We start from the raw sequence: 12,298 nt of genomic DNA on the forward strand, positions 1-12,298 counted from the left end.
TGATCCATCTACCGGCGCAAGCATGGGAGCTACTTAGCTGATGGCCGACCGCCCCGCACAACTTATCGCCTGCCACGAGTGCGACCTGCTGCAGCGCGACATCCCGCTCAATCCCGGCTGCACCGCCAGTTGCCGGCGCTGCGGCGCTGTCCTTTACCGCAACGCGACCGACAGCATCAACCGCACCCTTGCCTACACCCTCGCGGCGGGAATACTCTTTCTCGTCGCCAACTCTTTCCCCATTTTCAGTATAGAAGTCTCCGGGGACCGCAGCGCCATCACCCTTTTCGGCGCCGTTCATGCCCTTTGGGAGCAGGGGGTGCGCACCATCTCGGTGATGGTTTTCATCACGGCGATCGTGGTCCCCTGTCTCGAGCTCTTTTCGCTGACGGCTCTTTTGCTCCCCCTGAAACTTGGGTTCGTTCCTCCGAGCTACACCCTGTTCATGCGCACCCTGCAGTTCATCGAGCCGTGGGGGATGGTGGAGGTATTCATGCTGGGGGTGCTGGTCTCCCTGGTGAAGCTGACCAACAACTTCCGGGTCATCCCCGGTTTCGCGCTTTACTCCTTCGGTCTTCTGACCCTGCTCATAGCTGCGGCGGCAGCGTCGTTCAGCGCGCGCGACATCTGGAACCGGCTGGACGAAATGCTGGGAGAGGAGGAGTTGTGACTCCCGTCGATTCCGGCATAGCGAGCGCTGCCGCCAACGGCCTTTGCTCCTGCCATGTCTGCCGCCTGGTCTCGCGCCGAAGCCGGTTCTCGCGCCATGAGCACTGCCCCCGCTGCGGCGCCACGCTGCACTTCCGCAAGCCTGGGAGCGTGCAGCGCTGCTGGGCCCTGGTGATAGCCTCTTACATCCTGTACATACCGGCCAATTTGCTGGTCATGATGGAGACGGGCTCGCTGATAAATTACCGCAAGGACACCATAGTAAGCGGCGTCGTGCACCTGTGGAAGACCGGCTCCTGGATGATCGCCGTCATCGTCTTCATAGCCAGCGTGGCCATTCCGCTATTGAAACTGTTCTCGCTCACTTTTTTGCTGATCAGCGTGCAGCGGCGCTCTCATTGGCGCCCAAGGCAGCGCACCCGCCTGTTCCGGCTTCTGGAGGCGGTGGGGCGCTGGTCCATGCTGGATATCTACGTGGTCACCCTGCTTGCCGCGCTGGTGCAGTTAGGCTCGCTGGCGGTGGTAAAGGCGGGCCCTGCCGCCGTAGCCTTCGGCGCCGTGGTGGTACTCACCATGTTCGCCACCATGCAGTTCGATCCGCGCCTTATCTGGGACCCCCTGCAGAAAGAGGATATTCATGACTGAAACACCTGAAAAGAACCTGGGCGACATCCCCGAGGCGGTCAGCGAACCCAAGCGCCGCTTCAGCATTCAGCTGGTCTGGATCATCCCCATCGTCGCCGCGCTGATCGGCCTCTCCATCGCCGTCAAGGCCTATATCGACCGCGGCCAGGCCATCACCATCACTTTCAAGACGGGGGAAGGGCTGGAGGCGGGCAAGACCAAGCTCAAGTACAAGGACGTGATGATAGGCGAGGTGAAGTCCATCGCCATCTCCAACGACCGCTCCCACGTAGTTGTCACTGCGGAGGTAACCAAGGACGCCCGCGGGCTCATGGTGAAGGACACCCGCTTCTGGGTGGTGCGCGCACGGATTTCCGGCGGCAACGTCTCCGGTTTGAACACCCTTCTGGGCGGCTCCTACATCGGGGTCGAGGCAGGAAGCTCGAACGAGCCGCGTGAGGAGTTCATCGGTCTCGAAACGCCTCCCGCTGTGTCCGTCGACGTCCCCGGACGCCAGTTCGTCCTGCACTCCACCGAGGTCGGTTCGCTCGATACCGGCTCCCCGATCTTCTTTCGTCGCATGCAGGTGGGGCAGGTGGTTGGCACCGAGTTGGACCGCGACGGCAAGGGGGTGACGGTCAAGGTCTTTATCCGCTCCCCTTACGACAAATTCATCAAGGTCAACACCTACTTCTGGCATGCCAGCGGCATCGACCTGACTCTCAGCGCCAGCGGCGTCAAGGTCAACACCGAGTCCATGGTCTCGATCCTTCTGGGAGGTATCTCCTTCGAGGCGCCGGAAGGAAAAGAAGATGCCTCGCCGGCTCCGCCCAATACCGTATTCTCCCTGTACCCGACGAGGGACGACGCGGCGAAGCACTCGGCTGCCGTGGAGAAATTCGTGCTCGTCTTTAAGGAATCGGTGCGCGGGCTCGCCGTGGGGGCTCCTGTCGACCTGCGGGGGGTGACGGTAGGCGAGGTCACCAAGATAAACGTGGCGCTCGACCGCAAGGGTTCCGATTTCACCGTTCCAGTCGAGATTCAGTTCTACCCGGATCACCTGCTTCCCAAGGGTAACGGCCAGGAAAAAGCGCCCGAAACAGGCGACAGGACGCTGAGAAGGCTTTTGGACGACATGGTCGCCCACGGCTTCCGTGCGCAGATCAAGAGCGCCAGTCTCCTGACGGGGCAGCTTTACGTGGCGCTCGATTTCGTGCCGGGAGCGCGTGCCGCGAAGATCAACTGGGGAGCCGACCCGCCGCGCTTCCCGACCGTCCCGGGGTCGATGGAGAAGCTGCAGAAGAATCTGACCGAGATCGTGCAGAGGATCGAGAAGCTCCCCCTGGAGCAGATCGCCGGCGACGCGGGCACCACCATACGCTCGCTCGACTCCACGCTGAAAAGCGCCGACCAGTTGCTGAAGAACATGGACCGCACGCTGGTCCCGGAGGCACGGAGCGTCCTTGCCGAGTCGCGCCAGGCCATCGACGAGGTCAAAAAGACCCTTGCCGAAGCGCGTCAGACCTTCGGCGGCGCCAACGGCGTCCTCGCCCCGGATGCCCCGATGCAGGTCGACCTGCGCGACACCATGCGCGAGGTGTCCCGCGCCGCCCAGTCGCTCAGGGTTCTGGGCGACTACCTGGAACAGCACCCCGAGGCCCTGATCCGCGGCAAGAAACAGGAGAAATAGCCATGCGCAAGCCAGCCCTATGCCTGATCTCGCTCGCCCTGGTAATGTCCGTTACCGCCTGCAGCAGATCGCCACGCTCAAGCTTCTATACCCTGGTTCCCCAGGCCGCTCCGCCGGCGCTCTCTCCCGCTGCGCCATCGGTTTCCGTAGGTCCGGTGACTATCCCCGAACTTGTGGACCGCCCCCAGATCGTCGTGCGCGTCGCAGAGAACCGTGTCGAAGTCCTGGAGAGCCACCGCTGGGCGGAACCTTTGAAAAGCGAGATCCCGCGCCTGATGGCGCAGGATTTGGGCCGCATGCTCGGCTCCTCCCGCGTTTCCAGCTACGGCCAGAGTGCCGGCGCCGACGCGACCTACCGCGTGCTGGTCGACATCGTCAGGCTTGAGGCTGTTCCGGGTGATACGGCGACCGTCCAGGCGCTTTGGACCGTACGCCGCGGCAACGCCAGGATCAAAGGAGAGTCGCTGGTGAGGGAGAAGGTCTCCGCCCCCAGCTACGATCAACTGATCTCCGCCTGCAGCCGGGCTCTTGCCGGGGTGAGCTCGGACATAGCCAAGGCCATCCGTGCCGATGCCGCGGCACTTCCTTGATTGGGAACTCTCCCCGTGGCACCTGCCCCCACCCCCTAAACCCCTCCCGCGAGAGGAGGGGGAACCTGACGATGATACAATAGGGGCTTTGCCGGTCAGGAGTTGCTGAAGAAAACAAACACCTGTTCAGACAGCCGGGCAGCCTTGCTGTTCTGCAGCCCATCAGGAGGGAGTCATGGTCATACTTGCTGGAGACGTCGGCGGGACCTCCACCCGGCTAGCCTACTTCGAATCCGCTGCAACCGGGCTCGTGGTGCTGGCCGAGGGGCGCTACCAAAGCCAGGAACACAGCAGCCTCTCCGACATCGTGCGCCGCTTTGCCGCCCAATCCCGTCTGGATGCCGACAGGGCCTGCTTCGGCATAGCGGGACCGGTCATCGACGGGCGGGTAAGGACCCCGAACCTCCCCTGGAACATCGACGGCAGCGAACTTGCCCAAGCCTTGGGCCTAGGCCAGGTGCGCCTGATCAACGATTTAGAGGCCAACACCTACGGCATCGCGGAACTGAAGGCCCAGGACCTGCTGACGCTCAACCCCGGAGTGGCGGACTCCACAGGCACCATAGCCGTAGTTTCCGCCGGCACCGGCCTTGGCGAATCGCTTGCCTACTGGAACGGCTCCTCTCACAGGCCGCTTCCCAGCGAGGCGGGGCATGCCGACTTCGCAGCGCGCAACGAGATCGAGGCCGATCTTTTGCTCTACCTCCAGGCGAAGCATGGCCGGGTCAGCTACGAGCGCGTCCTGTCGGGGCCCGGGCTCCTCGATATCTACCGCTTTCTCAGGGACAGGCATTACTTCCAGGAGGATGAAGCCATCATTGCCGCCATGAACGCGGGAGATGCCCCTGCGGTCATCACCCGCGCCGCAATGGACGGAAGTTGCCCCATGTGCAGCAAGGCTCTCGATATCTTCATCGCAGTGTACGGTGCCGAAGCCGGGAACGCGGCTCTCAGGTTTCTCGCCACCGGCGGAGTCTATCTTGGCGGAGGGATTGCGCCCAAGATCCTGGACAAGCTGCGCGGGGCTTCCTTCATCGTTGCTTTTACTGCAAAGGGGCGACTTAGCTCTTTGGTACAAACAATTCCGGTGCACGTCATATTAAATGAGAGAACAGCACTGCTAGGTGCGGGGAGGGCTGCTTCAATCTCATCCAGTTGACCTTATCTTTTCACTGTGAACTGTCGTTGTCTTCTTTGTTAACGTGAAGCAGCCACACAACCCTTCCACCCTGTTTACATTAAACGCTCTTTCTGCTTTTTTCTTCTAATAATCTATCTTCCTTTTTTTAATTTATACTTTATCGTTGACAATATTTCTGTGTCTGCTATTAATCGGACAATATTACTTACAAAGGAGGATAGTAGATGGCGACTTTGGTAGAGATCGCAGCGCAACTCGTGTCATCGCACGCTTCCAGCACTCCGATGACTTCAGACGAGCTTCTCGCAGAAATAAGCAAAGTACATGCAGCGCTCAAGAGCCTTGAAGCAGGAGAAAGCATAGAAGGAATCGATGAAACCAAACCTTCTGTCAGCATGAAGGAAGCCTTCAGGAAGAACGAAGTGGTCTGCCTGGTATGCGGCAAAGGCGGCTTCAAGACCCTTGCCCGTCATCTCAGCACCGCCCATGGGATGAAGCCTGGCGCCTACAAGAAACAGTTCGGCATCTCCAGCAAGCAGGCGCTCTCCGCAAAGAGCTACTCCGAGGCGCGCAGGAAGATGGCCCAGGACAGGGGCCTTGCCGACAACCTGGCCAAGGCGCGCGAAGTCCGCATGGCTAACATCGAAGCCAAGAAAGAGGGCGGGGTCGCCGGCGTCAAGGCAGCAATGCCTGCCAAGGCTGCAAAACCTGCAAAGGTTGCCAAGGCTGCAAAGGCTCCCGCCAAGGTAGGCAGGCCCAAAGCCGCTGCCAAGGCAAAGAAATAGCAGAACCAGAAGTTTGTAAAAAAAGGCCCCTCCTTTAGAGGTGCCTTTTTTTGTCATGACGCTTTGTAAGAATCTCTAGCCCGCGAAGGGGGGCAGGGGGGATTTACATCAGTGTTAAGCAGTAATGACATAGTAATAAATGTTGGTATAGTATTGCCTGCTTTTAAAATCTATTTTCTGGAGGCCTATCCTATGCGGAAACTGTTGATTGTTGCTCTTGTTGCATTAACCGCTGTACCGTCCTTTGCTGCAGATGAAAAGAAAGCGGAAGAACTGAAGACCTTTTATGCCATAGGGCAGGTCATGGCTCGCCAGCTAGGCGTCTTCAGCCTGGCACCTGACGAACTGACCCAGGTGAAGAAGGGGCTTGATGACGGCATCGAAGGGAAGTCGCAGGTGGATATGGAGGCCTACAAGACGAAGATCCAGCAGCTCGCCGTCGAGCGTCGCAACGCGCAGGGCGAGAAGCTTGCCGCACAGTCCAAGGAGTTTGTTGAAAAAGCTGCCAAAGAGAAGGGTGCTGTGAAGACTCCCTCCGGTCTCATTTACAAGTCGCTCAAGGAAGGGACGGGGGCCAGCCCGGCTGCCACCGACAAGGTGAAGGTCAACTACCGCGGGACGCTGATCGACGGCAAGGAGTTCGACAGTTCCGCCGCAGCAGGCAAGCCTGCCGAATTCAGGCTGGACCAGGTCATCAAGTGCTGGACCGAAGGCGTGCAGAAGATGAAGGTTGGCGGCAAGGCACAGCTTGTATGTCCTCCTGACCTGGCCTATGGCGAGCGCGGTTCCGGGATCATCCCTGCCAACGCCACCCTGATCTTCGAAGTGGAACTTCTTGACGTAGTCAAGTAGCGCTTCTCGGGTAAAGCTTTCTTTCAATATGAAAAATTTCTATTAGAATTTTTCGTTGACAAAAGAGGGCGGCTGCACTATAAAGGAAAACTCTTGAGGCGCAGAAAAGAAGTTGCTTATAGGGCAGTAGCTGTTTGACATTATTAAGAATTTTAGAGCTTGGCGGTGTAGCTCAGTTGGTTAGAGCATACGGTTCATATCCGTAGTGTCCGGGGTTCGAGTCCCTGCACCGCCACCATTAATAGAAAAAGCCTCCCGATTTCGATCGGGAGGCTTTTTCGCGTTTGATACTCTGATCCGCCATCCATATCGGACGCGAAATGCCAAGGCGATTGCAGCAGGGGGGAAGGCTGTTACGCTCTTAGCCTGCAAAATTCTGCGCGTGGAGGCCTAACTATGGATCCAGGAAGAATCAGCACCCAACTGCGCTACAACAAGTCCAGATCTTTGTCCCGCCGCCGCGGCATAGTCGGCCTTTCCCTTCTCGCCGCGGGCTCCATGGGGCTCATCGCCCTTTACCAGGCAGGCATCATACGCCACATCCCGGAACCGCCGCTCCCACGCTTTGACGCCGACAAGGTAGTTGCCTCGGAGGAGGCCTATGCCGTCCTCCATACGCCGGATGCGCCACACCTCCCTCCTGGTTTTCGCTGCGATATCGAGACAGTCGCAGTCATGTCGGCGACACATCCAATTATTCAAATTTGTTGACTAGCGTGTACAATTGCTTCTATCTTTGCAGCCTCTCCTGACTTCCCGAACGTCCCTCTAGTTCCGAGCAGAGTCATGAAGAGCGATGTGCAAACCCGGCTAGGCCCATCGGGCCGTACCCGAAAAGGAGGCATGATGAATACGCTGTTCACGATGTTGATGCTGCTGGTGACGGCACAGGCGTGGGGATTCGACGCCAAATCTCAGTGCGTAATCTGCCATGGAGACAAGGGGAAGATGGAGTCTCTCGGCGCCGCGTCGATGTACCTGGACCCGGCCCAGGTTGATCGTGAAGTGGCGATGGACGGCGCCACTTGTGCCGATTGCCACCTGGGGGACTCTTCGCAGCCCTCGAAGGAGGCATCGCACAAGGACATGCTGCGTCCTTTCGTGGTCGGAGTAGGGCCAAAGGTCAAGGGGCAGGCAGTTTCCCGCGCCGATGCAGGGGCTCTGCAGCTGATCGTTCCTAACGGAGACGGCATGGACCGGATGCTGCCGGAAGGCGATCCCAAGAAGCTGGAGGGGCTCGGGGTAAAGATGCTGACGGGAATCGAGTGGCACGACCGCGATCGCGAAACCCTCGCCTATGCTCCCAAGGTTGCCGAGCAGACTTGCGGCAGGTGCCATGCAAAAGAGGTGAAGGATTACAACAGTTCCGCCAAGGGGCTGCTGAAACATCAGCGTGCCTATCGGAAGTGGGCCGAGACCCTTCCCGGACCGCAGAACTGCGGCATGTGGTTCGGGCAGAACTACGAGAATATGAAGAGCCAGACTTCGGTACCTTTCACAGCCGCACAGAATGCAGCCACGGATCGCAGCTGCAACACCTGCCATCCCGGTTGCAACGACTGTCACTACAAGCCCTTCACTGGCAAGGGGCGGCATTCCTACGGCAAACCCGACACCGACAGCTGCTACGGCGGGGGGAGAGCGAGCATCTGTCATGCGGGACCTATGGACCGGCGTCGCGGTGCCGGATACGTCCGCGGCGAATATGCCTTTCCGAGCAACCTGCCGCGAGGGGCCCATATAAAGGCCGGAGTACAATGCCTGGATTGCCACAAGCCGGTGAACCATCAATTCGGCCACTTAGCCTCTGACGACGCAAGAGGGGCCTGCGCCAAGTGCCATGCCGACATCGTCAAGGCTGTGCAGAGTTCGTCGCATAGCAAGGTCGATTGCGCCGCTTGCCATATAACCGTCTCCGGCGCCTACCAGTACACCTTCTGGGGTAAGGGAAACTTTGCCGGCGTGGAAACGCCTTACGGAAAACATAAGGAGTACTACGGCACCAGGGACCTCCCGACCCTGATCAAGAATGCCTCTGGCCGCTGGATTCCCGTAAAGCCGTATCCGATGGCGGTGCTGAACCAGACGATGGAAGTGGGACCCACCGGGCTTTTGTTCCGCTCCATCCCAAAAAGAAGCGTTCCCGGCAACGTCCGGATAGGTGAGCCTCCCGCATTCGAAGTGTCCCGCGCCGCCACCGATGTCAATGACGCCTTTATCATCGTCGGCACCCGCAGTGATCTCCCCTCCGGCAACAAGGCGATCCTCTGGGTGCAGATGGACAAGCTAAGCCACGCCCTGGGCCAGCCGAGAGGATGCGCCACCTGTCACGACTCCCACGCGCAGGTCGGAAAGTCCGAGTGGAGCTATTTCGAATCAAAGGACGTAGCCAAACGGTTTAAAGGGAGCTACACGGTAACCGCTGACAAGAACGGCATCAGGTTCAGCGACACCGTATGGGAGACCCCGATCATGGCAGCCAATCGCAAAGTGGAGGACATAGCGCCATTTGCCGTGCTGCCCAAAGACGCCTGGGATGTGAAAGGTATAGACCTCTCCATCCCCTTCGACGAGAAGAAGACAGGGAAGGAGAGGGGAGAGCTTGACAAGTTCTTGGCCGAGCTTGGCAAGCGGAAGGGTGGCGATGAGCTGCGAAAGATCAGGGTGATCGCCTACCACAACCTGGAAATGGCGCAGAAGATGCTGAAAGCCCTGTAGCCTCTTTGCCTTTTTCCCTTGACCCGTCTACCGCTTCACACTTTAGTCTTGTTTTTGTCACGGCCATGACAAAATCAACGGCGAAAGGAGTGAGATATGAAAAACAAGGTAACGGTAGAGGAATGGGTGAAGAGGTTCCGGGCCATCGGCCTGGATGACTCGGTCATGCATAAGTGGCACGAGCTGTTCGAGAACGAGAACCCGGAAGGGCATCAAAGTTTCCTGGAGTGGCTTGGCCTGCCGGCCGAGAGGATAAGGGAGATACGTCAGCAGTAGGTTTCAACCGGAACGCCTCCAGCTTTACAGGAGGCGTTCCTTCTTATCTAATCGAGGTGACAATGTTTCGCGTTACTGAGCTGGCACGCATCTTCGGCCTCTCGCGCAGCACCTTACTTTATTATGACCGGATCGGGCTGTTGACGCCGTCCGGACGCAGCGAGGCCGGCTACCGTCTCTATTCGCAGAGCAACCGGGACCGGTTGTCGACCATCTGCAGCTTCCGCCAGGCCGGGTTGAGCATAGAAGACATCCAGCGTGTCTTAGCAAAGGAAGAGGATAGCAACACTGCCATTCTGAACCGGCGCATGCGTGAACTCAGCGAGGAGATCCGCACCCTGCAGGTCCAGCAGCATTTACTGGGAAAGATGTTGCAGGTTCAGTCGCAGGGAGAACTTCCCGTTACCGTCGACAAGGAGGCATGGGTCGAAATGCTTCGCGCTGCCGGAATGGATGAAGCTGCCATGAACAGGTGGCACACCGAATTCGAGCGCCGGGCGCCCGAAGCTCATCGCCAATTTCTGCTGTCCCTTGGGATATCAGAAGAAGAGACACTCGCCATTCGGAAGTAGTCGGTAGAAGGCTCCGACGGCAAAGCAACTGCATCGCACGCGGATTTTGCGGATGACAGGATATGACGGATTAATCTCTCGCCGGCCAACCGGATGAGGGTCTTTCTTTACCAGAAGGTCGTCGATCTCCTGCACCCTTTTACCACTGCCCTTCCACATCCTCGGTTAGTGATTAAGACGCGTTTAGCTTTAGCTTAATCCGTAGTTATCCGCGTCATCCGTTTAATCCGTGTGCTATGCCTGTATTGCCTTTCATGTTTTTTTCGATTCCTTCTTGCACCGGCAACAGTTGCTGCTAAGATCATTGGAAATCTCTAAAGGAGGAGCGCATGGACTCTATCTCCAATTTATCCGATGCCCAAGTTGTCCCATTAACGACGCAGCTGATGACTGTGCTCACCAAGAACCCTTCTTTGTATGGTAGGGTGATGGGGGTCTACCCGACCTTGGAGGAACTCAAGTATCTGCACGAGAACCACATCGCCACCCTCAACGACCCGAGCAGCGGAGAGCCCGAGAAGGTGATGGAACACCAAGCGAAGCGGCAGTTGCTCAACCGGAAGTTTGGTGCATTCCATTCGGCGGTAAAGCTGGCCGCCACAGACGACCCGAGCCTGCTTGCCACCTTCGGCCTCAGCCAACCCAAGGCGAAAAAATCAGCTTCCCCCGCGACCGTGAGCAGATCCGAAAAGTTGAAAGCTGTCCACGGGGACATCTCAGGTGAGATATTCCTGAAAGGTGTCCCCATCAAATACGCGAGGAGCTATGACATCGACTATTGCGAAGGGGATCCGTCTCTTGAGGAGAGTTGGAAGCATCACAGCGTGGTGGCGCACGCATCGAAAATGAAGGTGACGGGCCTGACTCCCGGGAGGGTCTACTGGTTCCGGGTAAGAGGGATCGGAGCAAACGGCCCCGGTCCGTGGTCACCGTACGCGTCATTGATGGCAATTTAAGCTTAAAGATGTTACCGATCCCCTGGCAGGTTCCAAGCCTCCAGGGGATTTCTTCGCAGTTCCCCTCACCAGAGATCCTTTCTCACCCAAATCAGTTTGATTCGACCCCGAATTAGTTTGATTTGACCCCGAATCAGTTTGATTTGACCCCAAATCAGTTTGATTTGACTCCAAATCAGTTTGATTTGACCCCAGATCAGTTTGGTTTTGGCCAAAAGCAGTTTGGTTCGGAAATCGGGCTGGTAGTGCTCTAACCCTATCGGCTACCTGGCTGGCATTCGCCCTTTGTACCTAGTTGTGAAAGACCTGCCAGGTGGTAGGGACTGAGGACTAGGTTTGAACTCCAGTTTAATCCGTCGTTGTCCGCGTCATCCGCTAATCCGTGTGCGATGCCGTTGGTCGTTGATGTTGTGGTTATAAGAGGCAGCCAGTCGGATCGAGATAGGTTTAACCCCAGCTTAATCCGTCCTTGTCCGCCTCATCCGTTAATCCGTGTGCGATGCCGTTAACGCGGTTTACGCCGAAGCATCACAACAATTGCAGAGAGGAAAAGCCCCGGCGATGAACCGGGGCTTTTTTTGTCACTTGCGCTCTCGCCACTCTCTCAGAAGACGCCGAGTTTTCCTTTCCTTCTGGGGCGAGCCTTACGTTTGACTGTAGGTGGTCGATAGTCCTCGATAATTAATATGTATACAAATTCCTTCTCTTATGGAAATGATTGGGTTATATTACACTAATTCATTACGGCCCGTAGCCTATGACAGTGCGAGACATTTGCTGAGGAGGGAATCATGGGTAAAGTAGCTTTGTTTGTCTCCGCAGTCGTCTTATCCGCCGGCACCGTCTTCGCAGCCGAATTGCCCCCTGTATTCACCGCTCCCAAAACAAATGTAGCCATCACCGTGGTCACCCCTGACAAAACCGAGATATGCAAGGCCACCTCAGCCGAAAAGGACGAGGTGGGCCGCCGCGGCTGCTGCTCCTGGCACGGCGGTGTCTGCGGCTGCTCCGGTGGCACCGTCGTCTGTTGTGACGGCTCCTACAGCCCGTCCTGCACCTGCCATCACGATGACCAGCCCTCCCAGCTATAAAACTGGTGGCCATGAGGGGGACAACTATGGGGGGAAGCAGCTAGTTAGTGTCCGTCCGGAAAGGGCAGTTTTCTGAACTTCGTGGTGACAAAGATGTCCGAAATGCACCGAAATCGTTAAGAGCGTGCTAACGCACTGACAACTCCATTGCTCTTTCTCATTTTTAAGATGCACTCCCCCACATGTTCCGGCAGAGGCGGAAATCATTGCGCCTTAAGCTGCTGCTTCGGCTTTGGCTGATTCCAGTCTGATCCTGGCGATCACCTGCAGGTTATAGGCGAAGATCGAACTCCAGAGATAGCGCTTGAAGCCTTCCCAGCCCTTCCAGTTGCAT

General features: G+C 57.6%; 13 protein-coding genes and 1 tRNA gene. All 14 read left to right on the plus strand.

Going from position 1 to position 12,298, the window contains the following annotated elements; genetic code table 11:
* The first annotated feature begins 40 nt into the window (after window positions 1–40).
* The 14 genes from K419_RS0112235 (at window position 41) to K419_RS0112300 (ending at window position 11,964) form a co-directional block, all read left to right on the plus strand.
* Window positions 41–670: a paraquat-inducible protein A gene (locus K419_RS0112235; protein ID WP_026841849.1), complete on the plus strand. Its 630-nt coding sequence runs from the start codon at window positions 41–43 to the stop codon at window positions 668–670.
* Window positions 667–1,314: a paraquat-inducible protein A gene (locus K419_RS0112240; protein ID WP_026841850.1), complete on the plus strand. Its 648-nt coding sequence runs from the start codon at window positions 667–669 to the stop codon at window positions 1,312–1,314. Before K419_RS0112235 ends, K419_RS0112240 begins: the two co-directional genes overlap by 4 nt.
* Window positions 1,307–2,983, plus strand: coding sequence for a PqiB family protein (locus tag K419_RS0112245; RefSeq protein WP_026841851.1), 1,677 nt, complete (start codon window positions 1,307–1,309; stop codon window positions 2,981–2,983). Before K419_RS0112240 ends, K419_RS0112245 begins: the two co-directional genes overlap by 8 nt.
* Before the next feature lie 2 nt (window positions 2,984–2,985).
* Entirely contained in the window at window positions 2,986–3,573 is a 588-nt protein-coding gene (locus tag K419_RS0112250; RefSeq protein ID WP_026841852.1) for a PqiC family protein, read from the plus strand.
* A gap of 175 nt (window positions 3,574–3,748) precedes the next feature.
* Window positions 3,749–4,732: a glucokinase gene (gene glk, locus K419_RS0112255; RefSeq protein WP_026841853.1), complete on the plus strand. Its 984-nt coding sequence runs from the start codon at window positions 3,749–3,751 to the stop codon at window positions 4,730–4,732.
* 206 nt (window positions 4,733–4,938) lie between these two features.
* On the plus strand, window positions 4,939–5,499 hold the full coding sequence (locus tag K419_RS0112260; protein WP_012530435.1) for a MucR family transcriptional regulator: 561 nt from the start codon (window positions 4,939–4,941) through the stop codon (window positions 5,497–5,499).
* Window positions 5,500–5,691: 192 nt separating this feature from the next.
* Window positions 5,692–6,351, plus strand: coding sequence for an FKBP-type peptidyl-prolyl cis-trans isomerase (locus K419_RS0112265; protein ID WP_026841854.1), 660 nt, complete (start codon window positions 5,692–5,694; stop codon window positions 6,349–6,351).
* 161 nt (window positions 6,352–6,512) lie between these two features.
* Window positions 6,513–6,589: transfer RNA gene (locus K419_RS0112270), tRNA-Met, on the plus strand.
* Between the two features lie 158 nt (window positions 6,590–6,747).
* Window positions 6,748–7,062: a hypothetical protein gene (locus K419_RS23560; protein WP_156912210.1), complete on the plus strand. Its 315-nt coding sequence runs from the start codon at window positions 6,748–6,750 to the stop codon at window positions 7,060–7,062.
* A gap of 135 nt (window positions 7,063–7,197) precedes the next feature.
* Window positions 7,198–9,069 (plus strand): cytochrome c3 family protein, encoded by a 1,872-nt coding sequence (locus K419_RS0112280; RefSeq protein WP_035497208.1) that lies wholly within the window; start codon window positions 7,198–7,200, stop codon window positions 9,067–9,069.
* A 96-nt stretch (window positions 9,070–9,165) separates the two neighbouring features.
* Window positions 9,166–9,345, plus strand: a complete 180-nt coding sequence (locus K419_RS0112285) for a MerR family transcriptional regulator (RefSeq protein ID WP_026841857.1) — start codon at window positions 9,166–9,168, stop codon at window positions 9,343–9,345.
* Between the two features lie 62 nt (window positions 9,346–9,407).
* A complete protein-coding gene (locus K419_RS0112290; RefSeq protein WP_026841858.1) occupies window positions 9,408–9,917 on the plus strand; it encodes a MerR family transcriptional regulator in 510 nt (169 codons plus the stop codon).
* Between the two features lie 329 nt (window positions 9,918–10,246).
* Window positions 10,247–10,873: a fibronectin type III domain-containing protein gene (locus K419_RS0112295; protein WP_012530441.1), complete on the plus strand. Its 627-nt coding sequence runs from the start codon at window positions 10,247–10,249 to the stop codon at window positions 10,871–10,873.
* Window positions 10,874–11,664: 791 nt separating this feature from the next.
* On the plus strand, window positions 11,665–11,964 hold the full coding sequence (locus K419_RS0112300; protein ID WP_026841859.1) for a hypothetical protein: 300 nt from the start codon (window positions 11,665–11,667) through the stop codon (window positions 11,962–11,964).
* Window positions 11,965–12,298: the final 334 nt, after the last annotated feature.

It is taken from the genome of Citrifermentans bremense R1, from assembly GCF_000426865.1.
GTDB classification, from domain to species: domain Bacteria; phylum Desulfobacterota; class Desulfuromonadia; order Geobacterales; family Geobacteraceae; genus Geomonas; species Geomonas bremensis.

Bases quoted from the DNA above. Each gene is read 5' to 3' on its own strand.
- K419_RS0112235 (WP_026841849.1), top strand. From the start codon at position 41: ATGGCCGACCGCCCCGCACAACTTATCGCCTGCCACGAGTGCGACCTG.
- K419_RS0112245 (WP_026841851.1), top strand. From the start codon at position 1,307: ATGACTGAAACACCTGAAAAGAACCTGGGCGACATCCCCGAGGCGGTC.
- K419_RS0112250 (WP_026841852.1), top strand. From the start codon at position 2,986: ATGCGCAAGCCAGCCCTATGCCTGATCTCGCTCGCCCTGGTAATGTCC.
- glk (WP_026841853.1), top strand. From the start codon at position 3,749: ATGGTCATACTTGCTGGAGACGTCGGCGGGACCTCCACCCGGCTAGCC.
- K419_RS0112260 (WP_012530435.1), top strand. From the start codon at position 4,939: ATGGCGACTTTGGTAGAGATCGCAGCGCAACTCGTGTCATCGCACGCT.
- K419_RS0112265 (WP_026841854.1), top strand. From the start codon at position 5,692: ATGCGGAAACTGTTGATTGTTGCTCTTGTTGCATTAACCGCTGTACCG.
- K419_RS23560 (WP_156912210.1), top strand. From the start codon at position 6,748: ATGGATCCAGGAAGAATCAGCACCCAACTGCGCTACAACAAGTCCAGA.
- K419_RS0112280 (WP_035497208.1), top strand. From the start codon at position 7,198: ATGAATACGCTGTTCACGATGTTGATGCTGCTGGTGACGGCACAGGCG.
- K419_RS0112285 (WP_026841857.1), top strand. From the start codon at position 9,166: ATGAAAAACAAGGTAACGGTAGAGGAATGGGTGAAGAGGTTCCGGGCC.
- K419_RS0112290 (WP_026841858.1), top strand. From the start codon at position 9,408: ATGTTTCGCGTTACTGAGCTGGCACGCATCTTCGGCCTCTCGCGCAGC.
- K419_RS0112295 (WP_012530441.1), top strand. From the start codon at position 10,247: ATGGACTCTATCTCCAATTTATCCGATGCCCAAGTTGTCCCATTAACG.
- K419_RS0112300 (WP_026841859.1), top strand. From the start codon at position 11,665: ATGGGTAAAGTAGCTTTGTTTGTCTCCGCAGTCGTCTTATCCGCCGGC.